Source organism: Demequina sp. (genome assembly GCA_024707205.1).
Lineage (GTDB): Bacteria > Actinomycetota > Actinomycetes > Actinomycetales > Demequinaceae > Demequina.
This window is the reverse complement of record JANQAD010000001.1, coordinates 1,194,581-1,217,266: the sequence shown is the minus strand read 5'-3', so window position 1 is coordinate 1,217,266 and position 22,686 is coordinate 1,194,581. Positions and strand designations below refer to the sequence as shown.

At 69.2% G+C, this 22,686-nt stretch carries 26 protein-coding genes and 1 pseudogene; 9 read left to right on the top strand and 18 right to left on the bottom strand.

What is annotated here, in order from left to right; all coding sequences use genetic code 11:
* The first annotated feature begins 48 nt into the window (after positions 1 to 48).
* Positions 49 to 633 carry an alcohol dehydrogenase catalytic domain-containing protein gene (locus tag NVV57_06240; GenBank protein MCR6712307.1) on the top strand — a complete coding sequence of 195 codons (585 nt, stop codon included), beginning with the start codon at positions 49 to 51 and terminating at the stop codon, positions 631 to 633.
* The gene (locus NVV57_06235) at positions 569 to 1,051 is read left to right on the top strand and encodes a zinc-binding dehydrogenase (GenBank protein MCR6712306.1); all 483 of its coding nucleotides are present in this window, start codon (positions 569 to 571) and stop codon (positions 1,049 to 1,051) included. Before NVV57_06240 ends, NVV57_06235 begins: the two co-directional genes overlap by 65 nt.
* Here NVV57_06235 and NVV57_06230 read toward each other — a convergent pair.
* On the bottom strand, positions 1,044 to 2,081 hold the full coding sequence (locus NVV57_06230) for an aminotransferase class V-fold PLP-dependent enzyme (protein ID MCR6712305.1): 1,038 nt from the start codon (positions 2,079 to 2,081) through the stop codon (positions 1,044 to 1,046). The two genes, NVV57_06235 and NVV57_06230, sit on opposite strands and share 8 nt — an antisense overlap.
* Positions 2,082 to 2,159: 78 nt before the next feature.
* Here NVV57_06230 and NVV57_06225 point away from each other — a divergent pair, with 78 nt between their 5' ends.
* A complete protein-coding gene (locus tag NVV57_06225; GenBank protein ID MCR6712304.1) occupies positions 2,160 to 3,056 on the top strand; it encodes a LysR family transcriptional regulator in 897 nt (298 codons plus the stop codon).
* Here NVV57_06225 and NVV57_06220 read toward each other — a convergent pair.
* Entirely contained in the window at positions 3,053 to 3,508 is a 456-nt protein-coding gene (locus NVV57_06220) for a YdeI/OmpD-associated family protein (protein MCR6712303.1), read from the bottom strand. The two genes, NVV57_06225 and NVV57_06220, sit on opposite strands and share 4 nt — an antisense overlap.
* 11 nt (positions 3,509 to 3,519) lie before the next feature.
* Positions 3,520 to 4,326: a Cof-type HAD-IIB family hydrolase gene (locus NVV57_06215; GenBank protein ID MCR6712302.1), complete on the bottom strand. Its 807-nt coding sequence runs from the start codon at positions 4,324 to 4,326 to the stop codon at positions 3,520 to 3,522.
* Between the two features lie 51 nt (positions 4,327 to 4,377).
* On the opposite strand from NVV57_06215, the gene NVV57_06210 reads away from it, so the two are divergent.
* Positions 4,378 to 6,168: a sodium:proton antiporter gene (locus NVV57_06210; GenBank protein ID MCR6712301.1), complete on the top strand. Its 1,791-nt coding sequence runs from the start codon at positions 4,378 to 4,380 to the stop codon at positions 6,166 to 6,168.
* A gap of 36 nt (positions 6,169 to 6,204) precedes the next feature.
* Here the strand turns inward: NVV57_06210 and NVV57_06205 are convergent, their stop codons facing one another.
* The 3 genes from NVV57_06205 to NVV57_06195 are packed head-to-tail and all read right to left on the bottom strand — an operon-like array spanning position 6,205 to position 9,328.
* On the bottom strand, positions 6,205 to 7,275 hold the full coding sequence (locus tag NVV57_06205; GenBank protein MCR6712300.1) for a low specificity L-threonine aldolase: 1,071 nt from the start codon (positions 7,273 to 7,275) through the stop codon (positions 6,205 to 6,207).
* The gene (locus NVV57_06200; protein ID MCR6712299.1) at positions 7,272 to 7,940 is read right to left on the bottom strand and encodes an SDR family oxidoreductase; all 669 of its coding nucleotides are present in this window, start codon (positions 7,938 to 7,940) and stop codon (positions 7,272 to 7,274) included. The genes NVV57_06205 and NVV57_06200 overlap by 4 nt, the downstream gene beginning before the upstream one ends.
* Positions 7,937 to 9,328, bottom strand: a complete 1,392-nt coding sequence (locus NVV57_06195) for a DUF6421 family protein (protein ID MCR6712298.1) — start codon at positions 9,326 to 9,328, stop codon at positions 7,937 to 7,939. Before NVV57_06195 ends, NVV57_06200 begins: the two co-directional genes overlap by 4 nt.
* A 141-nt stretch (positions 9,329 to 9,469) precedes the next feature.
* Between NVV57_06195 and NVV57_06190 the strand changes: the two genes are divergently transcribed.
* Positions 9,470 to 9,940: an Lrp/AsnC family transcriptional regulator gene (locus NVV57_06190; protein ID MCR6712297.1), complete on the top strand. Its 471-nt coding sequence runs from the start codon at positions 9,470 to 9,472 to the stop codon at positions 9,938 to 9,940.
* 99 nt (positions 9,941 to 10,039) lie between these two features.
* Here NVV57_06190 and NVV57_06185 read toward each other — a convergent pair whose 3' ends face one another.
* Genes NVV57_06185 through NVV57_06175 form a run of 3 tightly spaced genes read right to left on the bottom strand, consistent with a single transcriptional unit; the run spans position 10,040 to position 13,106 of the window.
* A complete protein-coding gene (locus NVV57_06185; GenBank protein ID MCR6712296.1) occupies positions 10,040 to 11,725 on the bottom strand; it encodes a carbohydrate-binding domain-containing protein in 1,686 nt (561 codons plus the stop codon).
* A 17-nt stretch (positions 11,726 to 11,742) separates the two neighbouring features.
* A complete protein-coding gene (locus NVV57_06180; GenBank protein ID MCR6712295.1) occupies positions 11,743 to 12,510 on the bottom strand; it encodes a VTC domain-containing protein in 768 nt (255 codons plus the stop codon).
* Entirely contained in the window at positions 12,507 to 13,106 is a 600-nt protein-coding gene (locus NVV57_06175) for a DUF4956 domain-containing protein (protein ID MCR6712294.1), read from the bottom strand. Before NVV57_06175 ends, NVV57_06180 begins: the two co-directional genes overlap by 4 nt.
* Before the next feature lie 168 nt (positions 13,107 to 13,274).
* Here NVV57_06175 and NVV57_06170 point away from each other — a divergent pair, with 168 nt between their 5' ends.
* Positions 13,275 to 13,958, top strand: a complete 684-nt coding sequence (locus tag NVV57_06170; GenBank protein ID MCR6712293.1) for a response regulator transcription factor — start codon at positions 13,275 to 13,277, stop codon at positions 13,956 to 13,958.
* Positions 13,955 to 15,364 carry a HAMP domain-containing histidine kinase gene (locus NVV57_06165; protein MCR6712292.1) on the top strand — a complete coding sequence of 470 codons (1,410 nt, stop codon included), beginning with the start codon at positions 13,955 to 13,957 and terminating at the stop codon, positions 15,362 to 15,364. The genes NVV57_06170 and NVV57_06165 overlap by 4 nt, the downstream gene beginning before the upstream one ends.
* Before the next feature lie 39 nt (positions 15,365 to 15,403).
* Here the strand turns inward: NVV57_06165 and NVV57_06160 are convergent.
* The 7 genes and pseudogenes from NVV57_06160 to NVV57_06130 all read right to left on the bottom strand — a co-directional run bounded on the left by NVV57_06160 (position 15,404) and on the right by NVV57_06130 (position 19,495).
* Positions 15,404 to 16,188, bottom strand: a pseudogene (locus NVV57_06160) (ABC transporter permease).
* Positions 16,185 to 16,952: an ATP-binding cassette domain-containing protein gene (locus NVV57_06155; protein ID MCR6712291.1), complete on the bottom strand. Its 768-nt coding sequence runs from the start codon at positions 16,950 to 16,952 to the stop codon at positions 16,185 to 16,187. Before NVV57_06155 ends, NVV57_06160 begins: the two are co-directional and overlap by 4 nt.
* Positions 16,949 to 17,314, bottom strand: coding sequence for a DUF1048 domain-containing protein (locus NVV57_06150; GenBank protein MCR6712290.1), 366 nt, complete (start codon positions 17,312 to 17,314; stop codon positions 16,949 to 16,951). Before NVV57_06150 ends, NVV57_06155 begins: the two co-directional genes overlap by 4 nt.
* A gap of 5 nt (positions 17,315 to 17,319) precedes the next feature.
* The gene (locus NVV57_06145; GenBank protein MCR6712289.1) at positions 17,320 to 17,625 is read right to left on the bottom strand and encodes a PadR family transcriptional regulator; all 306 of its coding nucleotides are present in this window, start codon (positions 17,623 to 17,625) and stop codon (positions 17,320 to 17,322) included.
* A 67-nt stretch (positions 17,626 to 17,692) separates the two neighbouring features.
* Entirely contained in the window at positions 17,693 to 18,499 is an 807-nt protein-coding gene (locus tag NVV57_06140) for a hypothetical protein (protein MCR6712288.1), read from the bottom strand.
* 39 nt (positions 18,500 to 18,538) lie between these two features.
* Entirely contained in the window at positions 18,539 to 18,865 is a 327-nt protein-coding gene (locus NVV57_06135) for a YciI family protein (GenBank protein MCR6712287.1), read from the bottom strand.
* Between the two features lie 9 nt (positions 18,866 to 18,874).
* Positions 18,875 to 19,495 carry a TetR/AcrR family transcriptional regulator gene (locus tag NVV57_06130; GenBank protein ID MCR6712286.1) on the bottom strand — a complete coding sequence of 207 codons (621 nt, stop codon included), beginning with the start codon at positions 19,493 to 19,495 and terminating at the stop codon, positions 18,875 to 18,877.
* An 80-nt stretch (positions 19,496 to 19,575) separates the two neighbouring features.
* On the opposite strand from NVV57_06130, the gene NVV57_06125 reads away from it, so the two are divergent.
* Positions 19,576 to 21,003 carry a DHA2 family efflux MFS transporter permease subunit gene (locus NVV57_06125; protein MCR6712285.1) on the top strand — a complete coding sequence of 476 codons (1,428 nt, stop codon included), beginning with the start codon at positions 19,576 to 19,578 and terminating at the stop codon, positions 21,001 to 21,003.
* Positions 21,004 to 21,271: 268 nt separating this feature from the next.
* Here the strand turns inward: NVV57_06125 and NVV57_06120 are convergent, their stop codons facing one another.
* Positions 21,272 to 21,484 carry a hypothetical protein gene (locus NVV57_06120; GenBank protein MCR6712284.1) on the bottom strand — a complete coding sequence of 71 codons (213 nt, stop codon included), beginning with the start codon at positions 21,482 to 21,484 and terminating at the stop codon, positions 21,272 to 21,274.
* Positions 21,485 to 21,487: 3 nt separating this feature from the next.
* On the bottom strand, positions 21,488 to 21,916 hold the full coding sequence (locus tag NVV57_06115; GenBank protein ID MCR6712283.1) for a cupin domain-containing protein: 429 nt from the start codon (positions 21,914 to 21,916) through the stop codon (positions 21,488 to 21,490).
* Positions 21,917 to 21,938: 22 nt separating this feature from the next.
* Here NVV57_06115 and NVV57_06110 point away from each other — a divergent pair, with 22 nt between their 5' ends.
* A complete protein-coding gene (locus tag NVV57_06110; protein MCR6712282.1) occupies positions 21,939 to 22,685 on the top strand; it encodes a methyltransferase in 747 nt (248 codons plus the stop codon).
* Position 22,686 lies beyond the last annotated feature (1 nt).

Sequence of the window (22,686 nt, the reverse complement as noted above, 5' to 3'; positions counted from 1 at the left end):
GACTTACAGCGTAAGTGTACGGTCACTCCAAACCTTACGCCGTAAGTAATGGCAAGGCAAGCCCACTGGAAGGGAATCATGAAGGCGGTCACGTTTGAGCAATACGGGGGTCCCGACGGCCTCCGGGTCACCGATGTGCCGGTCCCAGAGCCCGGGCCCAACGAGTTGCGCGTCCGCGTCGCGGCCGCGAGCCTCAACGCCTTCGACTGGCACCAGTACCAGGGCCTCCCCTACCTCGTGCGCACCCGTGAGGGCTGGCGCGTGCGCGAGCCTCGGATCCTCGGCGCCGACCTCGCCGGGGTAGTCGACGCGGTGGGCCCGGGCATCACCGGCTACGTCCCCGGCGACCGGGTCCTCGCCGAGATCAGCCGGGGCGCGTTCGCCGAGCTCGCGATCGTCCCCACCACCACGTGCGCCGCAATCGCCGAGGAGGTGGATGCGGTAGCCGCCGCCGCCGTGCCGATGGCCGGTCTCACGGCCCTGCAGGCGCTGCGCGACTTCGCAGCGCTCGAGCCCGGCGAGCGCGTGCTCGTCTGGGGAGCCTCCGGAGGGGGTTGGCCACCTCGTCGTGCAGATCGCCCGCATCCTCGGCGCCGCCCGAGTCGATGCAGTCGCCTCCGCGCGGAACGCTGAAATGCTGCGGGGGATCGGCGCGGACGCGGCGTTCGACTACGCCGGCAGCGACCTCCCCAGTGGCCCCTACGACGTGATCATCGACACCGTCAGCACGCGCAGCCTGCGGCAGCTCAAGCCGCTGCTCAGCGACTCCGGTCGCGTGGTGACGCTCGGCGGCCTCGCGAACGGCCGGATCCTGGGCCCGGGCCGCGACATCCTGGGGCGCATGCTCGCGGCGAAGCTCCTCGGCGTACGCCACGAGAAGGTGCTCGCCAACATCAACGCGGCGGACCTCGCGTGGCTCGCTGCCCACCTGGCCGACGGCTCCCTCACCCCCGTGATCCAGCGCGCCTACGCGCTCGACGAGGTCCGCGAGGCGTGCCGCGTCCTCGAGGAGGGACACGTGGCGGGAAAGCTGGTGCTGACGATCAGCTAGCGAGCGCGAGAACTCGCGCCCGCACCGCACGCGCGGCACGCGCCACCGACTCCTCGTCGTTGTAGCCATAGAACGAGAGGCGCACCCGGCCGGCGCGCGCGGCTACCGCAACCCCAGCGTCGGCCAGCGGCGCCGGGTCGCCGGGGATCGACACGATCGCCGAGTTGCTTGGCGCGAGGCCCACCTCCGCGCGGAAGGCGTTCGCCAGCCCGACGCTGTGCTCACCAAGGCCCCGCGCGCTCGCCACGGTCTCGAGCGAGATCGCGGCGGCCTCCAGCAGCGGCCACGGCGGCGAGGAGTCGAAGCGACGGGCGTCCGCGCTGAGGCGCAGCTCGGGGCCGTACAGCGAGTTCCAGGGGTCGTCCGTGGCGGACCAGTTCGCGTAGACGGGGCGCAACCACGTTGCGCTGGGGTTGATTGCGGCGAAGGTGATGCCGCGCGGGGTGAGGAGCCACTTGTAGCCGGCGCAGACCACCACGTCGAAGGCGGCGGCGTCCACGGGAAGCCAGCCGACGCCGTGCGTCGCGTCCACCACGGTGAGAGCGCCAACGGCCTGCGCGGCGGCGGAGAGCCCGGCGAGATCGAGCACACGGCCGTCGTTCGAGCGCACGGCGGAGACCGCAACGAGGTCGATACCAGGGCGGACGGAGTCCAGCAGCTCCTCGAAGGGAACCAGGGTCACGTCCAGCCGCGGATCGCTCAGGAACGGATAGGTCACGGAGGTGAAGTCGTCGGCCACGCACAGCACGTGGGAACCGGCGGGAAGCGAAGCGGCGGCCATGCCCATCACGTGGGCGACGGTTCCGGCGATCGCGACGTCCCGCGAGCGCACCCCAACGAGCGATGCGAAGGCGGCGCGGCAGCGCTCCACGTGCGCGGCATAGGTGGCGGTGTCGCAGATCCCGCTCGCCATCGCGTCGGCGTAGCGGTGCAGGGCCGCAATGCTCGCGAGCGGGGGGATGCCGACGGAGGCCGTGTTCAGGTGGAACGCGGCGCTCGGAAACGCATCAGCAGGCAGGGGACTGGCCATGCGTCCATGGTGCGGTCACTCGCGGACACGCACAATATTGCACTTTCTTATGTGACACCTCGATGTCATCATGGTCTGGTGATCGACGTCGACCGGCTCATGATCCTGCGAGAGGTGGCGCGCAGCGGCTCCAAGGCGGCCGCCGCGCGCTCGCTGCGGCTCAGCGAACCCACCGTCGCCCACCACCTCGCCGCGCTCGAGCGCGGCGCGGGTGTGGCGCTCACCGCGAGGGCGGGCCGCGTCACGCGGCTGACCCCGGCCGGCGAGGCGCTCGTTGAGCATGCGGACGTCATCGCCGCGAGCCTCGAGTCCGCGGAGCGCACCCTCCACCACCACGCGGACCTCCAGGTTGGCCGCCTCCGCATCGCGTCGTTCCAGTCGTTCTGCGCGGCGCAGCTGGCCGCCCCGCTCGCCCAGTTCGCGCGCGACTACCCCGGCATCGAGGTGGGCCTCATCGAGGCCGAGACCGACGACTCCCTGGCGCTGCTCAATGCGGGCGAGGCCGATCTCGTCATCGGCTTCGCCGATGACGCCACCCCCGTGCCGCTGGACCAGCCGGTCAGCGCCCTCGCGCGCGACGAGTATCTGCTGGTGCTGCCGGAGAACCATCCGCTCGCTCGCGGCAAGGCCGTCTCCTTCGCGGATCTCGCGGGCGAGCGCTGGATCAGCGGCTGCGCGCGCTGCCGCAACCACCTCGTCGCCCTCGCGTCCGACGCGGGCTTCACCCCGGAGATCGCCTTCCTCACCGAGGACTACGTGACGGTGCTCAAGCTCGTCGCGGAGCACCTCGGCGTGGCGATCCTGCCCCGAATGGCGATCGACGCAAGCCCCCATGTCAGCGGCACCGTGACCGTGCGCACCAAGCCGCGCTCGCACCGCGACGTCTTCCTCGCCCTTCCGCCCCAGCCGGCCCCCGCGGCCCGCACGTTCGCGGGCCTGCTCACCCCAGCGTCGGGCACCGGGGCGCGCGCCTAGCGCTGCTTGCCCTCCGCGAAGAGCCCAACCGCCTTCTCGATGCGCCGCTGGCGCGTCTCAGGTGTCTTCGCGCCGTTCACCAGGTCCACGTGCATGCGCTGCAGCGAGTTCGAGAGGCCGTCGAAGAAGCTGCGCACGTCCGCGCCGTCCATCGCGGCGCCAAAGTCGGGGAGCACGTCAACGGCGCGCGGAGCGTCGGCCACCGTGAGCGTCACCGTCACCTCATCGCCCGCGCCGAGACCCGACGCCTTGCGGTGCGCCGCGCTCAAGGGAAGCAGCGCGTGACCGCCCATGCTCCCCACCGTGTTCTGGTACCGGTAGCCGTTGACGTCGATGTCCACCCCGGGGCGCTTGCCCGCGCCAAGGCTCTCCAGCACCTCGGGCGGCACGGGGATTCCCGCGTTGTTGCCGATGCCCTGAATCGTTGTCGTATATGTCGCCTTTGCTCCCATGCGGTCCGACGCTACGCCGGGTTCGCGACGATGGCGAGGAGAGCCTGCGCGGCGCCGTGCTCCGTCACGGGGGCGACCACGGCGTCGGCCACCGCCCGGACTTCGGCGGGAGCCTGGCCCATGGCCACCGCCCAGCCCGCCCACTCGAGCATCGGAATGTCGTTGAGGTAGTCGCCAACGGCCGCGCAGTGCTGGGGCTCAAAGCCGTGCTCCAGCGCGAGCGCCGCGAGCGCGGCTCCCTTGCCCGCGTCGACGGCGACGATGTCTATCGTCACCCAGCCGTCGTGGGGATAGGGAACGGCGCGCACGGGTGCCGCGAGCGTGGTCTCGAACAGCTGCGCCTCCGAGAGTGCGGCCGAGGCGATCGAGAGGAACGTCACCTGTTCCGGCATCGGCCCCAGCGGACCGGCCACGTGGGGCGCCTGGCCGTCGAACGGGTCGCCGTCCACGAGGAAGCCGATCCCCGAGCTCTCGATGGCGACGGGCGCGGTGGGATCCAGCTCGCGCAGCGCGGCGACGATGCCGCGCGGATCAAAGGTGACGCGCTTGACGATCTCGAAATCGCCGCGGGTCACGCGCGCCGTCACCGAGCCGTTCGAGCACAGCGCCCAGAACTCGTCGATGCCCAACTCGTGGCTGAGATGGGCAACGTCCGTGATGCCGCGGCCGCTCGCGAGCACCACCTCGATGCCGGCGGCGCGCACCGCTTGCACCGCTGCGATGGTCTCCGTGGCCAAGCCGCCCCGCCACGGGATCAGGGTGTCGTCGATGTCCAGTGCCACGAGTCGCAGGCCACTCGGCGGGTTGAGGTCGGTCACGTCCGTAGCGTAGGGCCAGGAACGGGGGCCCTGGTCATCTACGCTCAGTCCATGACCTTGGCCACCGCCCTCGTCGTCATCCTCGCCGCCGGAATCGCGAGCCAAGTGCTCGCCGCACGGCTGCGAATCCCCGCGATCGTGATGCTCATCGCCGTGGGGCTGATCCTTGGCCCGGTCACGGGAATCATCACCATCCCGGTCGCGCCGGATGTGGTCTCCGAGGTGGTGGGCCTTGGCGTCGCCGTCATCCTCTTCGAGGGCGCGATGGGCCTCAAGCTCCCCGAGCTGCGCCGCGTGGGACCCGGCGTTCGCAGGCTGACGATCTTTGGGCCGCCCGTCGCTTTCGTGCTCGGCACCGCAGCCGCGCGATACGCCGGCGGGTTCTCGCTCGAGACATCGCTGCTGCTGGGCGCGATCCTCGTGGTGACCGGCCCCACCGTCATCGTTCCCATGCTGCGCCAGGCGAACCTCAAGCGCGACACGGCATCGCTGCTCAGGTGGGAGGGCATCGTCAACGACCCCATCGGCGTGCTGCTCGCGACGATCATGTTCCAGATCGTGTCGCTCAGCGATGCGGGGAACGGCGACATCGCGCGCGGCTTTGGGCTTGCGATCGCGATGGCGATCGTGATCGGCGGCGGGGTGGGCTGGCTCACGGCGAAGACCTTCCAGCGCGGCTGGATCCCCTCGCACCTCAAGGCGCCAACGCTGCTCGCCCTCGTGCTCGTCACCTACACGCTCACCAACACCGTGCAGGACGAGGCCGGGCTGCTCGTCGTCACGGCCATGGGCATCGTCGTTGGCAACGCCGCGCTCTCGGACAAGGAGGCGCTCCTCAGCTTCAAGGAGAACCTCACGGTGGTGCTGCTCTCCGCGCTGTTCATCATCATTCCCGCGGAGCTCTCGGTGGACGACATCCGGCTGCTGGACTGGCGGGTGCTCGTCTTCGTGCTCGTGCTCATGTTCGTGGTGAGGCCCGTGACCGTGCTGCTCGTGACCATCGGCTCGGGAATGGCGCGCTCGGACCGCCTCCTGATGGCGTGGATCGCCCCACGCGGCATCGTCGCCGCGGCAACGGCCGGGGTGTTCGGCCCCGCGCTCGTGGACGCGGGCTTCGAGGACGGCCGCATGCTGCTGCCCACCGTCTTCTTCGTGATCCTCGTGACGGTTCTGGTCCACAGCCTCACCCTGAAGCCGTGGGCGCGCCGCCTTGGCCTCCTCGCCGGAGTCAAGAACGGGCTGCTCGTCGTCGGCGGCTCTGCCTGGGCGGCGAGTCTTGGGGCGAAGCTGCGCGAGAACAAGGTCGCGGCGCTCATCGCCGACAGCGCCTACGAGAAGCTGCAGCCCGCACGCATGGACGGCGTCCCCACGTACTTTGGCGAGGTGCTGTCCGACGCCGCGGAGGAGGACATGGACCTCTCGCAACTGTCCTTCATCCTCGCCGCGTCCGACAACGACTACTACAACGCGCTCGTCGCCAGGGAGCTCGGCCGCGAGTTCGAGTACCACCGCACGTTCCAGCTCGCGACCCACGCGGAGTCAGAGCATCGCGGCCGTCGCCTTGGCTTTGGCAGCCGCGGCTCCTTCGCTTTCGACGGCCTCGCCGACTTCCCCTCGATGGCCCGACGCTATGACGAGGGTTGGCGCTTTCACGTCACCAAGGCGGGCAAGGACTTCCCCCGAGAGAGCTTCGAGCGGGCGCTCGCCGAGGCGGGCGCCGTTCCGATCGGCGCGATCGACGACCAGGGCCTGCTGCGCATCTGGGCACCAGATCAGCCCTTCCGCCCGCGCCGCGACTCGCGGGTGATCTACTTCGCGCCCGGCCATGTAGCGCTCGCGTGAGGGGCGCCGCCTACTGAAGCCAGCGTCGGGCCTGGATCAGCCGCGGGAGGTCTCGCGCGCGATCGCCGCGAGAAACGCGTCGATGTCCTCCTCCGAGGTGTCGAAGCTGCACATCCAGCGCACCTCGTTCTTGGCGGCGTCCCAGTCGTAGAAGCGGAAACTCTCGCGCAGGCGGGCGGCGACCCCGTCGGGAACCGTGGCGAATACGCCGTTCGCCTGGGTGGGCTGCGTGAATGCGACGCCGCGGATGGAGCCGTCGGCGAGCCCGGCCTCGATGCCCGCACGCAGGCGCTGCGCCATCGCGTTGGAGTGGGAAGCGTTGCGCAGGTACAGGTCGCCCTCCAGCAGTGCGAGCAGCTGAGCGGAGACGAAGCGCATCTTGGACGCGAGCTGCATGTTGAGCTTGCGCAGGAAGATCAGCCCCTCCGCGGCGTCGGGGTTGAGCACCACCACGGCCTCCCCAAGCATCGCGCCGTTCTTGGTGCCGCCAAAGCTCAGCACGTCCACGCCGGCGTCGCGCGTGAACGCCTGCAGCGGCACGCCCAGGGACGCCGCCGCATTCGAGACGCGGGCGCCGTCCATGTGCAGGTGCATGCCCCGCTCGTGAACATGCGCCGCGATCGTCGCGACCTCCTCCACCGAGTACAGCGTGCCGAGCTCCGTCGACTGCGTGATCGAGACCACGAGCGGCTGCGCGCGGTGCTCGTCGCCCCAGCCCCAGGCCTCCCTGTCGATGAGCTCCGGGGTGAGCTTGCCGTCGTCCGTGGGCACGGTGAGCAGCTTGATCCCGGCCACACGTTCGGGGGCGCCGCCCTCGTCGACGTTGATGTGCGCCGTCCCCGCGGCGATCACCGCGCCCCAGCGCGGAAGCATCGACTGCAGCCCGATCACGTTCGCCCCCGTGCCGTTGAACACCGGGAATGCCTCCACGCCATCGCCAAAGTGGCGCGCCATGACGTCCTGGAGCCGCGCCGTGTACTCGTCTTCGCCATACGCGACCTGGTGGCCGCCGTTCGCGGCGGCGATCGCCGCGAGCACCTCGGGGTGGATGCCGGAGTAGTTGTCCGAGGCGAAGCCGCGCACGCTGGGGTCGTGAATCGTGGTCATGGTGTCCATTCTGTTAGGTCCACGGCCGTGTCGTTGAGATTCACCGCCGGTTCGCTCCACAGACCCACTAAGCGCGCGGCCAGTTCGTCCTCGTGCCCGGCGAGGCTGTTCACGCGAAAGATGACCGACGCTGCCGTCAGTTCTCGCGCGGCGTCCCTGGCATCTTTGGAGAACCCTTGGGCGACCGCGCGCGCCCACGCTTCGGTGGCCGCCTTCACCGCGGCGTAGTTGGCGCCGCCCGCGAGCGGTCGCAGGACCGCGGTTGAGGAGACGACTGCGAGGCGTCCCGCTTCCGACGCGCCCAGGTCTTCGTAGAACGCGCGGCTGACGTGACGCAGCGCCGTGAGCGAGCCTTCGAGGAAGCGGAAGTCCTCGTCGCTCTGCCCCGCGAGTCCCCCACCCCCGCGCCAGCCGCCCACCAAGTGGAGCACTCCGTCGACCCTGCCGTGCGCCTCGTGGATGTGGTCCGTGAACGCAGAGACGGCCGCCTCGTCGGTGAGGTCGCAGACCTCGGTAACCACAGCGTCGGGCAGCTGACCCAACTTTGCCGCGTCCCTGCCAACCGCAACGACGCGGGCACCGCCCTCAATCAGCGCCCGCGCCGCTGCGGAGCCTGTGGCGCTCGTGGCACCCGCTATGACAACCAGCCTGCCGGCGACGCTCACGAATCCCGGCCGGTGATGCCCGCGGTGGACTCGATGACCGGCTTCATCTTCTTGTCGAGCGCCTCGAAGAACATCGACAGCGGGAACTCGTCGTCGAGGACCGCATCTGTGTAGCCCTTGGGGATGCCGGCGAGGACCTCGTCCGGGAGCCCGCGCGCCCACTGCGAGGCAGGATTCGGCGCGAGTGTGGCGCGTACCAGGTCATATGCGGCCAGCCAGTGGGCGGTCTTGGGTCGGTCGATCGAGCGCCAGTAGAGCGCGTTGATCTCGTCGCTGAGCGCGACGACCGCGGCCGGGACGTGCTCCCAGTCGAAGGCGAGCGCCGTGTCCGTCCAGTGCAGCACCCCGCGCTGGTGCAGCCACGCAAAGAGCAGCTGGCCGCCGAGCCCGTCGTAGTTGCGCACGCGGGAGCCCGTGATGGGGAAGCGGAAGATGCGGTCGAAGATCACCGCGTACTGGACGAGCTTGGCGTGCTCGAGCATCTCGGTCTCGGCCGCGTCCAGGTCTTCGCCGGCGTCGCGGCGAGCGGTGAGGCGCTGCTCGAGGCCCACGCATTCGCGGAACGCGGTGAGGTCGCAGCGCAGCTCCTCGAGCGAGTACAGGAAGTACGGCATGCGCTGCTTGATCATGAACGGGTCGAAGGGGAGGTCGCCGCGCATGTGGGTGCGGTCGTGGATCATGTCCCACATCACGAAGGTCTTCTCGGTGAGCCGCTGATCGTCGAGCATGCGTGCGGCATCTTCGGGGAGGTCCAGTTTGGTGATGTCCGACGCTGCGCGCACCACCCTGCGGTAGCGCGCGGCCTCGCGGTCCTCGAAGATCGCGCCCCACGTGAACGTTGGGATCTCGCGCATGGCGATGGTCTCGGGGAACAGCACCGCAGAGTTGGTGTCGTAACCCGGGGTGAAGTCGACGAAGCGGAGCGACACGAACAACTTGTTGCCGTAGTCGCCGGCCTCGAGGCGCCCGATGAACTCGGGCCAGATGACCTCGACGAGCACGGCCTCGACGTGCCGGTCGCGGGAGCCGTTCTGCGTGTACATGGGGAACACCACGAGGTGGCGGATGCCGTCTACGCGGTGCTGTTGCGGCTGGAACTCCTTAAGGGAGTCGAGGAAGTCGGGGACCTGGAAGCCGTCGCGCTCCCAGCGCTCGAAGTCGCGAACGCTCGCGGCGAGGTACTCGGCGTCGTGGGGGAAGGCTGGGGCGAGGGCGCGGATGGCCGCCGTGATCTCGGCGACGAGGCCCGTGGCCTCGTCCTTGCGCTCGGGGATGGAGCCATCCTGGAGCTGGAGACTCTGAATCGCGGTGGCCGCGGCCTTGAGGGCCAGCCAGGCGGCGCTGGTCTCGGCGACACCGGCGTCGGTGACGGCCTCAAACTCGAGCATGGAGTGGGTCTGCGGGGACATGGGGACCTCCTATCGTCGACAGTGACCTGAAGCCCAAGTCTACGGGAGATGTTCCGGCGCGTCACCACATGCACCGGAAACTTTCCTGTTTGTGCACGAGGCGCCTGCTAGTCTCGGCCCATGAGCGACTTGCCGACCTCGACCCTCGATGACGAGATCGACGCGGGCATCGTCCGCGCGGTGTCGAATGACGCCAGGGCGACGCTCGCCGACCTCTCCGCGGCCGTCGGGCTGTCCGTATCCGCCGTGCAGACGCGGCTCCGGAGGCTCGAGACGCGCGGAGTCATAACAGGTTATAGGGCGCTCGTGGACGCCGAGGCGGTTGGGAAGCCGCTCGCGGCGTTCGTGGAGATCACTCCGCTGGACCCTGCCCAGCCGGACAACGCCCCGGAGCTCCTCGAGCACCTCACGGAAATCGAGGCGTGCCACTCGATCGCGGGCCAGGCCAGCTACATGCTGTTCGTGCGGGTCGCGACGCCGCGCCACCTCGAGGCCCTCATCCGCGACATCCGCGCCGCCGCCCAGGTCAACACGCGCACGACGGTGGTGCTGCAGACCTTCTACGAGAACCGGCCGATCCTCCCCGCGTGACGCGCGTTCCGGCGCGGCTGCGAACCGGATTCCAGGCGAAATCCAGGCATGACTCCGCGGTTTCGGCCGCCACGCGGTTCACAGCCGCGGCGCGCGACCTCAGCTCGCCGTGACGGTTCCCACGACCGTTCCCGCCACAGTCACGGTGTAGGCGGCCCCGGCGGTGATGTCCGCCGACGAGAAGATGAGCGCCTGCGAGACCCGTTCGGTGGTGACGGAAGCGACCACGGTGCCGGAAGCGTCGGTCAACGTCACCTCGGAGCCAGCGGCAACGCCACCGCTGAACACGGCGACCACCGAGCCCTGCGAACCGTCCGCCGGCGTCACGAGCATTCCGCTCGAGCCCACCGCGGTCAGCGTGCCGCCCGTCACCGTGTACGAGTCCGCATCCACGGGCGCGTTGCCGTTCGACGACGGCCCGAACACCGTGGTCGTGCCGCCGGTCACCGAGATGGTGCCGTTGGCGTCCAGCCCGTCGCCTTGAGCGTCCACGGTCCACGTGCCGCCGGAGATCTCGAGGTAGCGCCCCGAGCCGTCGTTGCTCTCTCCTGGCATCGCTCCCATACCGCCGCCCGACGCTCCACTCACCGTGAGCTCGGACGGATCGGTTGCGCTCGTGTCGCCACCCATGCCGCCGTCGCCGCCACCAGGACGGTCACCAGAACCGCCACCAGGACCGCCGCCCATGTCACCGGCGGGGCCGCCCTGGTCGCCGCCGGGCATCTGCCCGCCCTCGTCGTCCTCGGCAGTGGTAGCGGCCGAGGCGTCGAGATAGCCGCCGGCCACGTTGACTCCGTCGTCGCTCGCCACGAGCGTGCCCGTGCCTCCGCTCAGCAGCACCACGGCGCCTTGGATCGCCTCGTAGGACTGAGTCACGTCCACCACCCCGTCGTCGACGGACACCACACCCTCGGAGTCGAGTCCGTGGTCGGCGGCCGCGATGGTCACGGATCCGCCGTCGACGGTCACCTGCCGCTCGGCCTGCACGCCCTCGTCGCCGGCCGTGATCGAGACGGTACCGCCGGAGAACCACGCCACGCCCTTCGTGGAGGTGGCGTCCGTGAGCACGTCCTCGTTGCCGGACTTGATGCCGTCGCCGCCCGCGTTGATGGTGAGCGTGCCGTCGAGCACCACGATGTGGTCCTTGCCGTTCACGCCGTCGTCCGCGGCATCCACCGAGATGGTCCCGCCCTCAATGATGAGCGAGTCCTTGGATGTGATGCCGTCGTTGATCGACGCGGAAACCGTCAGTGACCCGGGGCCCTCTATGTAGAGGTCGGCCTTCGAATACAGCACCGCCGTGGGGGCGTCCTCGTCTGTCGAGGCGGCGGTCGTGGCCGCATCGCTCAGCGTGTTCGTGGAACCCGCGGCAAGCGAGATCACGACCGAGTCCGCGCTCACGACGTTGATCGCCGCCGTCTCGTCAGAGGTGATGTTCACGCCGTCGAGGATCAGCGTGACCTCACCGTCGGCGACGTCAACCGTCACCGCTCCGGACGCGATCGTGCCGCTCAGGCGGTAGGTCCCCGCCTCGGTGATCGTCACCGAGCCGGTCAGCTGCATGTCCACCGCGGACGAGTCGTCAACGGCGGCGGCCTCGTCGATTCCGAGGTCGTCGTAGGTCAGCGCGGCGTAGCCACTCGTGCCGTCCGACGCCGCCTGGGCTTGAGTTGCCGCGTCACCGGCCGCGGTGGTCGCCGTGGAGGGCGTGCAACCCGCGAGCGCTAGCGCGCCGAGGGTGAGCCCGGCGAAGAAGACGGCCGTGGGCTTGCGGTTCGAGCTCATGATCGGGGTCCTTTCGGTCAGGCCGCGAGAGCGGCCTCGATTGGGGAGTCGAGGTGACGGCGCAGGGTGCGCGCCCACCTGTTGGAGGGAAGATCGGGGTTGAGAGCGGCGAGCGACGTGCAGTACTTGCTCACTCGCGATGGCCGCACGCCGAGCGCCCACAGCGCCCGGTCCATCTCGCCCGCGTGGTGCTCGCACTTGGTCTCGACGATGAACTGGGGTGCAAACGAGACGCGCGCATCCCCGATGCAAGCCTCGACATCGGCGTCGATGGTCACGCGACCGCTCGGAGTCACAAGGGTGGTGCGCCGGTAGGTGGTCGTGAGGGCGGGAGCCAACTCGTCCACCGTGCCGGCGACGTCGGGAAACTCGGCGAGGAAGCGTCGGGCATCCTCACCAAGGGTGTCCGTGACCGCCTGAGCCAGCCACTCACGGTGCTTGACCGTAGTGCCGCGCGCGGAGCGGAGCTTGAGCTCCACCGCGTGCTGGTCGCTGTCGAGGTAGCTGCGGGTGCGGACCTTGAACCGGCGTGGCCGGCGATGGGCGGCCGCGCGGTAGCTCGCGAGGTCAGGGGTGTCGAAGTAGGTCGAGGCGTAGGACTGTTCCCGGGCGCCGCCGATCTCGAGCACGGCTCCCGGCGTGAGGGTCGAGAGCGCGGTCGCGAGGCTCAGCGCGTCCACGATGTACTTGCGGTCCGTGCGCGTCTGGAGTTCTTGGGACTCGTCGAGCTGATCGAGCGTGATGCCCCGCCAGTCGCCCAACTGGGATCGCCACAAGGCGCTCATCGCGTCACCTCGATCATCTCGAGATCGCTGGGGCCCTGCACGGTGGCCGGCTTGTCGAGCAGCGTGAAGCGGACGTCGCAGAGCGTCGTGTCGTTGACGAAGTCCACCTTGCGGATGGTGAGGCGCGTGACCTGCGCGTGCAGGAGCACCTCGACGAGGGCCTTCGCGTCCTCTTCGGACGGGACCGCCTGGTCGAGGTTGACGGTCTGCTGCCTCGCGCGTCCCAAGAGGCGCGGGCTGTCCCCTATCGCGATGACCCCGAGCAGGACGGCCATGAGTGTGAAGGAGATCGTGGGGGACATCGCGGGGAAGCCGCCGAGGAGGCCCAGCGCGATGGCCGTGAAGTAGTAGGCGATCTCCGCCTGATCCAACTCGGTGGAGCGCAGGCGAATGATCGACAGGACGGCGAAGATGCCAAGGCCGAAGCCCAGCGAGATGTCCGCGTTCGTCATCGCGTAGGTGACGCCCATGACGCCGACGTTGACGGACAGGAACGCGACGATCATGTCGCGGCGACGATGGCGGGGGAAGTACAGGCCAAAGACGAGCACCGCGATCGCGATCAGGTCTGCGGCGATGAATGCGTAGACGGACATGGCTTCCTGCTTCTTCAGTGCGACTCCGGGTGAGCCGTCGATAGGTCCATGACACCGGAGCATTCTGTGAATGGGCTGGGAGCGGAGGCACAAACGGCGGGGACTTGGCTCAGAGGTTTCGCGGTGCGCTCTCAGGAAACACACAGGATTGTTTGGGACAGTTGACGCATGCCCGAACGCCGAATCCTTGTTGTGGACGACGAAGACAACCTTCGTTCCATGCTCGTCGCCGCCCTCAAGTACGAGGGCTACGACGTGGTGCAGGCGTCCGATGGCGCGGCCGGCCTGCGCGCCGCTCGCGAGACCAAGCCCGACCTCATCGTGCTTGACGTGATGATGCCGCAACTGGACGGCTTCGGTGTTGTGAAGCGCCTGCGCGAGGCCGGAGACCGCACGCCCGTCATCTTCCTCACCGCGCGCGATGCGTCGGAGGACCGCGTGACCGGCCTCAACCTCGGCGGCGACGACTACCTGCCCAAGCCGTTCTCGCTTGAGGAGCTCGTCGCCCGCGTGGAAGCCGTGTCCCGACGCTACGAGCGCGAGCCCTCGGCGCGCGAGACCTACACGGTCGCGGACCTGGTGATGGACGACGTTGCGCACCGCGTGACCCGCGATGCGGTTGACGTGCAACTGTCGCCGACCGAGTACAACCTGCTGCGCTACCTCATGCGGAACACCGGCCGCGTCATGAGCCGCGGCCAACTTCTCGAGAACGTCTGGGGCTACTCGCCGGAAGACGACTCAGGGGTGGTGGAGACCTACATCGGCTACGTGCGCCGCAAGATCGACAACGTGGAGCCCAAGCTCATCCACACGATCCGCGGCGTCGGCTACACGCTGAGGCTGCCGTGACCGGCAAGCGCGCCACGCGCGGGATGTCGCTCCGGGACCGCGTGCTCGTGGCGTTCGCGGCGATCGCCACCGTGGCCATCGCCATCGCCGTGGTCGTGGTGGTGACCACGCACTCGTACCTCGTGGCTCAACTCGACGCCCGCCTCACCCAATTCGCTGGAAGCGCCCCCTTCGACCCGGACATGCAGCGCCCCGACAACCTCCCCTCCGATCCCGACGGCGGCCTTCAGCCATGGGGCGACCGCCCGTCGGACGTCTTGCGGGGGTTCGTCAACGCTGACGGCACCTTGGGAGTGATCTTCGCCCCGAATGTAGGCGACAAGCAGGCCGTACCCGTACTCACGCTCGACCAGCTCCCCGAAGAGGGAAGCGCCACGTTCTCCACGGAGTCCTCTTCCGGGGGAGCCGGGTTCCGCGTCTACGCGCGCGCAACGCACCGGGGCTGGGACATCACCGCCCTTCCTCTCGACGACGTCCAGGCCACCACGCAGCGCCTGATCGCGATCGAGGCGCTCGGCATCGCCCTGCTGTTGATCGGCTTGAGCCTGGTCGCGCTGTGGGTGATCCGGCTCGGCGTGAACCCCATGCGGCGCATGGTCGACGCCTCGACGAAGATCGCCGACGGCGACCTCACCGTTCGCCTCGAGGGCGCGGGCAGCGGCTCAGAAAGCGCCGACCTCGCCGTGTCGCTCAACACCATGATTGAGAAGCTCACGGACGCGCTCCGCGAGCGGGAGCGCTCGGAGGCGCGGCTTCGCGAATTTGTGGCCGACGCTTCCCACGAGCTCCGCACCCCTCTCACCACGGTCTTGGGTTACGCCGAGCTGTACCGCCGCGGCGCACTGTCGCGGAAGGCGGAGGCGGCCGACGCGTGGCGGCGAACGGAGGCCGAGGCCTCGCGGATGCGCCGGCTCGTGGACGACATGCTCGAACTCGCCAAGTACGACGCGGAGCCGGTGCTCGCTTCCGTTGACGTGGAGCTGCGCTCGCTTTGCGAGGAGATCGCGGGCGACGCGCAGGCGTCGCACGCCGGCGCTTCAGTGGAAGTCACGGGCGACCCGGTCACCGTGACCGGCGACCCAGACAAGCTGCGCCAGGCCGTGATCAATGTGGTCATGAATGCCCTGGTACATGGGGATGATTCCGTATCTATCGCGGTCGCTGGCGGTGACGGCCGCGCGACCATCACCATCCACGACGACGGACCGGGCATGCCTCCGGAGATCGCTGCACGTGCCACGGAGCGCTTCGTTCGCGGTGACCAGTCCCGCTCGCGCGCTCATGGAGGCGCGGGCCTCGGACTCGCGATCACCGCGGCCATCATCGACGCGCACCGCGGAGTCATCACCGTTGAGTCCACGGAGGGAAGCGGCACCACGGTGACGCTGGAGCTGCCGGCGAGCTAGCGTCGGGCCGTCCGCGCCTCCGCGCGCTGACCCGACGCTCTAGCTGAGCTTGCGCCGGTACGCGGCCGTCGCAACCGCGTAGGCGATCGCGAGCAGGCCGACGCACCACGCGAGCGCCACCCAGATGTCGCCGCCGACCGGCTGACCCGCGAGCAGGTTCCGCAGCGCGTCCACGATCGACGTCACCGGCTGGTTCTCCGCGAACACCCGCACGGCGGTGGGCATGGACTCCGTGGGCACGAAGGCCGAGCTGATGAACGGCAACAGGATCAGCGGGTAGGCGAAGGCGCCGCCCCGTCCGGAGTCGAGGCAAGCAGGCCGGGGATGATCGCGAGCCAGGTCATTGCCAGGGAGAACACCGCGAGAATTCCGAGCACACCGAGCCAACCGAGAAGGCTCGCGTGCGGCCGGAATCCCATCGCAAAGGCCGCCGCCAGCACCACACCAAGCGAGATCGCAAGCGCGACCATCGAGGTCAGCACGTGCGCCCACAACACCGCGGACCTCGCGATCGGCATCGACTGGAAGCGCTCCACCATTCCGCCCTTGAGGTCCGCGAACAGGCGATACGCGGTGTAGGACACCCCGGAAGCCACCGTGATCACGAGAATGCCAGGCACGAGGTAGTCCACGTACTGCGCCGTGCCGACGTCGATCGCGCCGCCGAAGACGAACACGAAGAGCAGCAGAAATGCGATGGGCATGATCGTGGTCGTGATGATCGTGTCGAGGCTGCGGGTGATGTGCTTGAGCGAGCGGCCGGTGAGGGCGGCCGTGTCTGCGATTGCATGCCCAGTTGTTGGGCGCTGTGCGAGCGACGTCATGCCGCGTCCCTTCGGTTGTGGCCGATGACGGCCAGGAACACCTCTTCCAGGGTGGGTTGCTTCTCGACGTACTCGAGCTGCGCCGGGGGCAGCAGCGCCTTGAGCTCTGCGAGCGTGCCGTCGACGATGATGCGGCCCTCGTGGAGGATCGAGATCCGGTCCGCGAGCTGCTCGGCCTCGTCCAGGTACTGAGTGGTGAGGAACACCGTGGTGCCGCCGGCGGCGAGCTCTCGAATGGCAGCCCACACCTCAAGCCGCGCCTCGGGGTCCAGGCCGGTGGTCGGCTCGTCGAGGAACACGACCTCCGGCGCGCCTACGAGGCTCATCGCGATGTCGAGCCGGCGCGCCATGCCGCCGGAGTACTCGCCCACGCGGCGGTCGGCCGCCTCGGTGAGCCCAAACCTCTCAAGCAGGCCCGACGCTGTGGTCGCGCGGTCCTTGACGTGCCGCAATCTCCCCACCAGTTCGAGGTTCTCGCGGCCGGTGAGCACCCCGTCGACGGCCGCAAACTGGCCGGTCAACGACAGGGCGCCACGCACCGAAGCCGGGGACAGGGCAACGTCGTGGCCCGCTACGGAAGCCGCCCCAGCGTCGGGCCGGAGCAGCGTCGCGAGGATGCGGATGAGCGTGGTCTTGCCCGCGCCGTTGGAGCCGAGCAGGGCGTGGATGCTGCCGGGCGCGACGTCGAGATCGACGCCCTTGAGCACCTCAAGGTCGCCGAAGGCCTTGCGCACTCCGGCCACGCGCACGGCAGCCGCGGTCACGACTGCTCGCCCGCTGCCCTGGAGATGGAATCGCGCAGGCGCTGCTGCTCCTTGGCGACGTAGCCGGTCTGCTGGTAGTTGCGGATGAGGGCGTCGGCGAACTCGACGGGGTCGTCGCCGACGACGTCGCGGATGGGCGTGCTGTCCGCGGCGGCGCGCTCGAAGATGTCGATGACGTCGTTGAAGAGGCTCTGCGCCTGGGTCGCGTCGTTGACGCCGCCAAAGTGCATCACGTAGCGCTCGACGCCGGCGACGGCCTCGGCGTACGGGGCGGGCAGGGCCTTGACGCGGGCCTTGTAGGCCCTCCACTCCCTCTTGGGGCCGATGATCTTCGCGGCCAGCCAGTTCTGGTCTTCGGACATGATGATTACTTCCCTTCGTGGAGAGATTCCAGGCGTTCCGAGAGGAACGTCCAGTTCCTCCAGAACTCGTTGAGGTATTCAGTTCCCGCCGCGTTGAGCGAGTAGACCTTGCGCGGCGGACCCTTCTCCGAGGGCACCTTCTCGATGTCCACGAGGCCGCGCTGCTCGATGCGGATGAGCAGCGCGTAGACCGTGCCCTCCGCGATGTCGGTGAAGCCGTTGTCGCGCAGCCACGAGGTGATCTCGTAGCCGTACATGGGGCGCTGCGCGAGGATCGCGAGGACGATCCCCTCAAGGGTTCCCTTGAGCATCTCGGTGATCTGCTTGGGCACCGCAAGCCTCCTACTCGGTGTTACTAGGTACTAGTAGATAGTAGCACTAAGTACCAGCGGCGCAAGGGGTAGCGGCCCGACGCTGGGGCCAGGCTGGGAGCGAAAGGTGAGCGGAGCGTCGGGCCGGCTCTAGAGCGTGGCCCTCCACGCCTCGTACTTCTCGTAGTCGCGTGCGACTCCGGCGAACACGGGGCTCGCGGCGGCAAACTCGAATACCTGCTTGCGATACCCCCCGTCTCAGCGGCAGGTGGAGTTCCTCCAGTTGGGGCAAGGCGAGAATTGGCGTGAGGTCCGGATCGAGCAGCCGGATGCCCGGCAACGCGAGCGTGCGCAGCTTGGGCAACGACCCAACCCAGCGCAGGTCGTGAACCGCGACGCTTCTGTCGTCGCCCGGATACTCATTGCCGAACACCAGGTGCTCGAGGCCCGCGAGTTCGCCCAAGGGTTCGATCGAGTCCAGGCGGTGCGCCTGACTCACGGTGAGCGACGTCAGGTTGGGCAAGCGCAAGAGTGGATCGAGGCGCTCAAGCGCCGTGGCGCCACGAAGACGAAGCTCCGCCAGGTGCTCAAAGGCGCCGACTGCACTCGCGTCGCGATACGGTCCCCACTTGACCACGAGACGCTCTAGCTGAGGTTGGCCGGCTACCGCGTCGAGCAGGTCCTGCGGCACCCGCGAGACGAACTCGAGATCCCGAATCTGCGTCGGTGCGCCCGAGAGGAACTCGATCCACTCAACGAGGATGCGGCGACGCTCTGCCGCGCTCGGCAACCTGTCTTCGAGCTGCGTTGCCGCCACAACTGCCGCGCGTGTGCCGACGTACTGCGAGGGACGCCACAGGATCGGCGCGGTCACGTTCTTGCTCTCGGCATGAGTAGCGGTCGGGATCGGCGCCTAGAACAGCGGGCGCAGCTCCTGGGGGCAGCGGCATGCGCCCGCGACCTTCGCGGCCCACGTCACGGCCTCGTCGTGGGTGTCGACGTCGATGATCGTGAGCCCACCATTGAACCCCGCGGTGTCCGGGTACGGCCCCGGAGTGACGCCGCCATCCGCCGCGACCAGGTCCACAGCCGCCTCCGGATCGATGCCGCCCGCCGCCACATAGACGCCGGCGGCCTTCATCTCCTCGACTACCGCGTTCGCATCGACGCCGGCCTGCTGGAACTCCTCCTGCGTCAGCACCATCGTGCGCGCCGGGAAGGTGATCGCGTACTGGGTCATACGGCCACGCTACCTCCGCGCGTCGCCGAGCGGGGGCTGGGAGAGCAGCTGGACCACCTGATCCTCGAGCGGTCCCAAGACGATCGAGAGGAACTGCGCCGCGTCGAGGTCCGTGGTGGCGTCCTGCATGCGCATGGCCATCAGGATCATCATCAGCATGCCCTGCGCAAAGAACTGCACCGCCGCCTGGGGGCCGAGGCCCGCCTCGTCGCGCACCACGCGGAACACGTCGAGGAAGCACTGGCGGGCCTGCGGCCCAAGCACGAGATCGTGGCCCTGCGAGAACAGCTGCAGCAGGGACAGCAGCAGCCCGCGGTCCTCCATGAGGTCGGCATATGCCTGGCCCATCGCCTGCTGCTTGTCCAGGTCGGCGGCACCCTCGGGGAAGGTCGCGATCGCCGCACGGAACGCGGCGACGATGCGCTCGCTCGCCATGTCACCCACGGCGGAGAAGAGCTTCTCCTTGGTCCCGAACATGCGCACCACGTAGGCCTGAGAGATGCCGGCCTGCTTGGCGATCGCGTCCGTGGTGCCCCCGACGTAGCCACGCTCGCCGAACACCGCGGCCGCGGCCAAGAGGATCTGCTCGCGCCTGTCCTCGGCGCTCATGCGATCGGGAGCAGCGTTCATGTTGACATGTTATCAGTTGATTACTATCGTGGGGATCACTAAGTAATCAGCCGATTACCACAACAAGGGGAAGGGACATCATGACCTCCACACGAAAGAGCCCGCTGTGGCTCGTCATCGTCGCCGCGGCGGTGCCAACTTTCATGGCGACGCTGGACAACCTCGTCGTCACCAACGCGCTGCCGGTTATCGCCAAGGACCTGGGCGCCTCGCTCGAGGAACTGCAGTGGATCGTCAACGCGTACTCGCTCGCCTTCGCGAGCCTCATCCTCATGGCCGTCGCGCTCGGCGACCGCCTTGGCCGCCGCCGCGTCTTCGTGACGGGCATCGCGGTCTTCACGGCAGCGTCGGCCCTTGCCGCGGTGGCGCCCAACCCGGAGCTGCTCATCGCCGCCCGCGCCCTCCAAGGGGCCGGCGCCGCTGCTGTCATGCCGCTGTCGCTGGCGCTGCTCGCCGGCGCGGTGCCCAAGGCCATGCGGCCGCTCGCGATTGGAGTCTGGGGCGGGGTGTCCGGACTCGGCGTTGCGCTCGGTCCCGTCATCGGCGGCGCCGTGGTCGAGGGCCTCACGTGGCACGCGATCTTCTGGCTGAACGTGCCCGTTGGAGTGGTGGCGGTCGTCCTCGTCTACGCCGCGCTCAGCGAGGCGTTCGGGAAGAAGGTCCGCCTCGACTGGACCGGCCTCGCGCTCGCCGCGACCGCGGTGTTCGGCCTGGTATTCGGCATCATCCGTGGCAACGAGGCGGGGTGGTCGTCGCCTCAGGTGTTGACCGCCTTGATCGGCGGCGCGCTACTCCTCGCGGCCTTCCTGGTCTGGGAGAACCGCGTCACCGACGCCATGCTCCCCCTTCGCCTCTTCCGCGATCGCAGCTTCACGGCCGCGAACGGCGCGGGCATGCTGTTCTCGATCGGGATCTTCGGCGCGATCTTCATCCTCATCCAGTTCATGCAGGTGGTGCAGGGCCGCTCCCCGCTCGAGGCGGGAGTGCTGACCATGCCGTGGACCATGGCGCCGCTCATCGTCGCCCCGATCGCGGGCGCCATCGCGCCCCGGGTGGGCACCCGCGTCCTCATCGTGGCCGGAACCTCGTTGCAGGCGGTCGGCCTCGCGTGGATCGCGCTCACCATGACCCCGGATGTCGCCTACGCCACCCTCGTGCCGGCCTTCGTCCTCGCCGGCGTGGGAATGGGCCTGGTATTCGCACCTTCGGCCACCGCCATCCTCGCCAATATGCGCGACGAGGACCACGCCAAAGCGTCGGGCACCAACTCCACGCTGCGCGAGATCGGCGTGGCGCTCGGCATCGCGATCCTCACCGCGGTCTTCACCGGCAACGGCGGCGAGCTCACCCCCACCGGCTACACGGACGCCGCCATCCCGGCCATCTGGACCGGCGTCGCGTTCCTCGTGGCCGCGTCACTCGTGGGGCTGGCTCTCCCGTCGGGTCGCGCCTCCCGGCCCGACGCTGTGGCGAGTTCCGTACCCGAGCCGGCCCTAGCGTCGGCCTAGACGGGCATCGGGCGCCCCTTGCCTCACCAGGGCACGGGGCGCCCCACCCTCGTATGTGTGCGTGGGCACCACCTTCCCGCCCCCCACCACTCCTGTGTGTGCGTCAGTGCGGCCCGACGCTGGTGCCGCTCCCCGTGGACAACTGGCCTAGGCCGTGGCTGGGTCGAAGCGGGAGTGGCGCTCAGCCACACACAGAGACGGTGGCGGCCCGAGAACTGGTGCCCACGCACACATACGGCTGGAGCGGGGCCGGACGAACCCAGAGCCTTCAGCCACGTGAGCGAGCTTCCGGCGGCGGCGGAACGGTCTTCGCCGCGATGACGTCGGCCACCGCGATCGTCTCGACGCCGCGCTTGCCATCCACAACGAGCGTCTCCGCATCGGCGGAGACGAGCACACCGAGCGCGTCGGTCGCCTGACCGGTTGGCAGCAGGTAGCGCACCACCACGCGCGCTCCCGGCCGGAAGTTCTCGAAGAGCATGGGCTACCAGGGCATCGCCCGCTCGGGACCCCGCTCGGCGTCGTCGGGGAAGTGCGGCAGCTCCTGGCCGCCGGCGCGGATGCAGAGCCACCGCAGCTGCCCCGGCGAGTCCGGATGGGCGCGCCACGTGCGCCACACCTCCTGGCCAACGCGCACAACCGACCCCGGCCCCACGTCCACGACCTCGTCATCCAGTCCCATCTGCCCCTGGCCATCGAGGAAGACGTAGACCTCCTCGATCGCGTGATGCACGTGCCAGTAGCCGGCCTCCTCGCCGGGCTCAAGGGCGTTCGCGGTCATCCCTATGAACTGCATCGTGAGCTCGTGATCCACGACGCGTCGCCCGTCACGGGAACTCTCTGGCCGGAATCCGCCGTAGAAGTCGCGCCATTCGTCGAGGGCGCCGATCTGGGTTACTTGGTAGTCGCTCATGTCGCCACGGTAGCGTCGCAGGGTGGATCTGGTCAGCCGCCTGCGAGCCGCCGGCTGCGTCTTCGCCGAAGACGAGGCCGCGCTGCTCATCGCCCATGAGCCCGACGCTGTGGCTCGCGAGGCGCTCGTCGCTCGCCGCGTGGCGGGCGAGCCTTTGGAGACGGTGCTCGGTTGGGTGCTGTTTGGGGGCTTGCGGTTGGCGGTGGCGCCCGGGGTGTTCGTGCCGCGGCGGCGGACGGAGCTGGTGGCGCGGCTCGCGAGCGCCGAGCTTCCGCAGGGCGGCACGCTCGCGGACCTGTGCTGCGGCGTTGGCGCAATCGCGGCCGTGGTCGCCCACGAGCGTCCGGACGCGCGTGTGATCGCCGCGGACTTCGACCCCCGCGCGGTGGCCGTGGCCGTGCGCAACCTGGAGCCTTATGGCGCAACGGCCCTGGTATCCGACATGGACTCCAGTATCTCGGTGCCGGTCGACGTGATCACGGCGTGCCCGCCCTACGTGCCAACCGGCGAAATCCCGTTCATGCCGAGCGAGGCGCGCGACTTCGAGCCGCACACCGCCCTCGACGGCGGCGCGGACGGAACGGCACTGCAGGCGGCGGTCTTCGCCGCGGCCGCGCGGCGGCTCTCGCCCGGCGGCGTCGCGATCGTCGAGACCAGCGCCTCGCTCGCGGAACTCACCGCCCAACGCGCCGTGGAAGCGGGGCTCAACCCGACCGTCGGGCATGACGAAGACCTGGGAGCCACGGTGGTTGTCGCACGGCGGGCGTAGC

Bases quoted from the DNA above. Each gene is read 5' to 3' on its own strand.
- NVV57_06240 (MCR6712307.1), top strand. From the start codon at position 49: ATGGCAAGGCAAGCCCACTGGAAGGGAATCATGAAGGCGGTCACGTTT.
- NVV57_06230 (MCR6712305.1), bottom strand. From the start codon at position 2,081: ATGGCCAGTCCCCTGCCTGCTGATGCGTTTCCGAGCGCCGCGTTCCAC.
- NVV57_06220 (MCR6712303.1), bottom strand. From the start codon at position 3,508: ATGGGAGCAAAGGCGACATATACGACAACGATTCAGGGCATCGGCAAC.
- NVV57_06210 (MCR6712301.1), top strand. From the start codon at position 4,378: ATGACCTTGGCCACCGCCCTCGTCGTCATCCTCGCCGCCGGAATCGCG.
- NVV57_06205 (MCR6712300.1), bottom strand. From the start codon at position 7,275: ATGACCACGATTCACGACCCCAGCGTGCGCGGCTTCGCCTCGGACAAC.
- NVV57_06195 (MCR6712298.1), bottom strand. From the start codon at position 9,328: ATGCTCGAGTTTGAGGCCGTCACCGACGCCGGTGTCGCCGAGACCAGC.
- NVV57_06190 (MCR6712297.1), top strand. From the start codon at position 9,470: ATGAGCGACTTGCCGACCTCGACCCTCGATGACGAGATCGACGCGGGC.
- NVV57_06185 (MCR6712296.1), bottom strand. From the start codon at position 11,725: ATGAGCTCGAACCGCAAGCCCACGGCCGTCTTCTTCGCCGGGCTCACC.
- NVV57_06180 (MCR6712295.1), bottom strand. From the start codon at position 12,510: ATGAGCGCCTTGTGGCGATCCCAGTTGGGCGACTGGCGGGGCATCACG.
- NVV57_06175 (MCR6712294.1), bottom strand. From the start codon at position 13,106: ATGTCCGTCTACGCATTCATCGCCGCAGACCTGATCGCGATCGCGGTG.
- NVV57_06170 (MCR6712293.1), top strand. From the start codon at position 13,275: ATGCCCGAACGCCGAATCCTTGTTGTGGACGACGAAGACAACCTTCGT.
- NVV57_06150 (MCR6712290.1), bottom strand. From the start codon at position 17,314: ATGTCCGAAGACCAGAACTGGCTGGCCGCGAAGATCATCGGCCCCAAG.
- NVV57_06145 (MCR6712289.1), bottom strand. From the start codon at position 17,625: ATGCTCAAGGGAACCCTTGAGGGGATCGTCCTCGCGATCCTCGCGCAG.
- NVV57_06135 (MCR6712287.1), bottom strand. From the start codon at position 18,865: ATGACCCAGTACGCGATCACCTTCCCGGCGCGCACGATGGTGCTGACG.
- NVV57_06130 (MCR6712286.1), bottom strand. From the start codon at position 19,495: ATGAACGCTGCTCCCGATCGCATGAGCGCCGAGGACAGGCGCGAGCAG.
- NVV57_06125 (MCR6712285.1), top strand. From the start codon at position 19,576: ATGACCTCCACACGAAAGAGCCCGCTGTGGCTCGTCATCGTCGCCGCG.
- NVV57_06120 (MCR6712284.1), bottom strand. From the start codon at position 21,484: ATGCTCTTCGAGAACTTCCGGCCGGGAGCGCGCGTGGTGGTGCGCTAC.
- NVV57_06115 (MCR6712283.1), bottom strand. From the start codon at position 21,916: ATGAGCGACTACCAAGTAACCCAGATCGGCGCCCTCGACGAATGGCGC.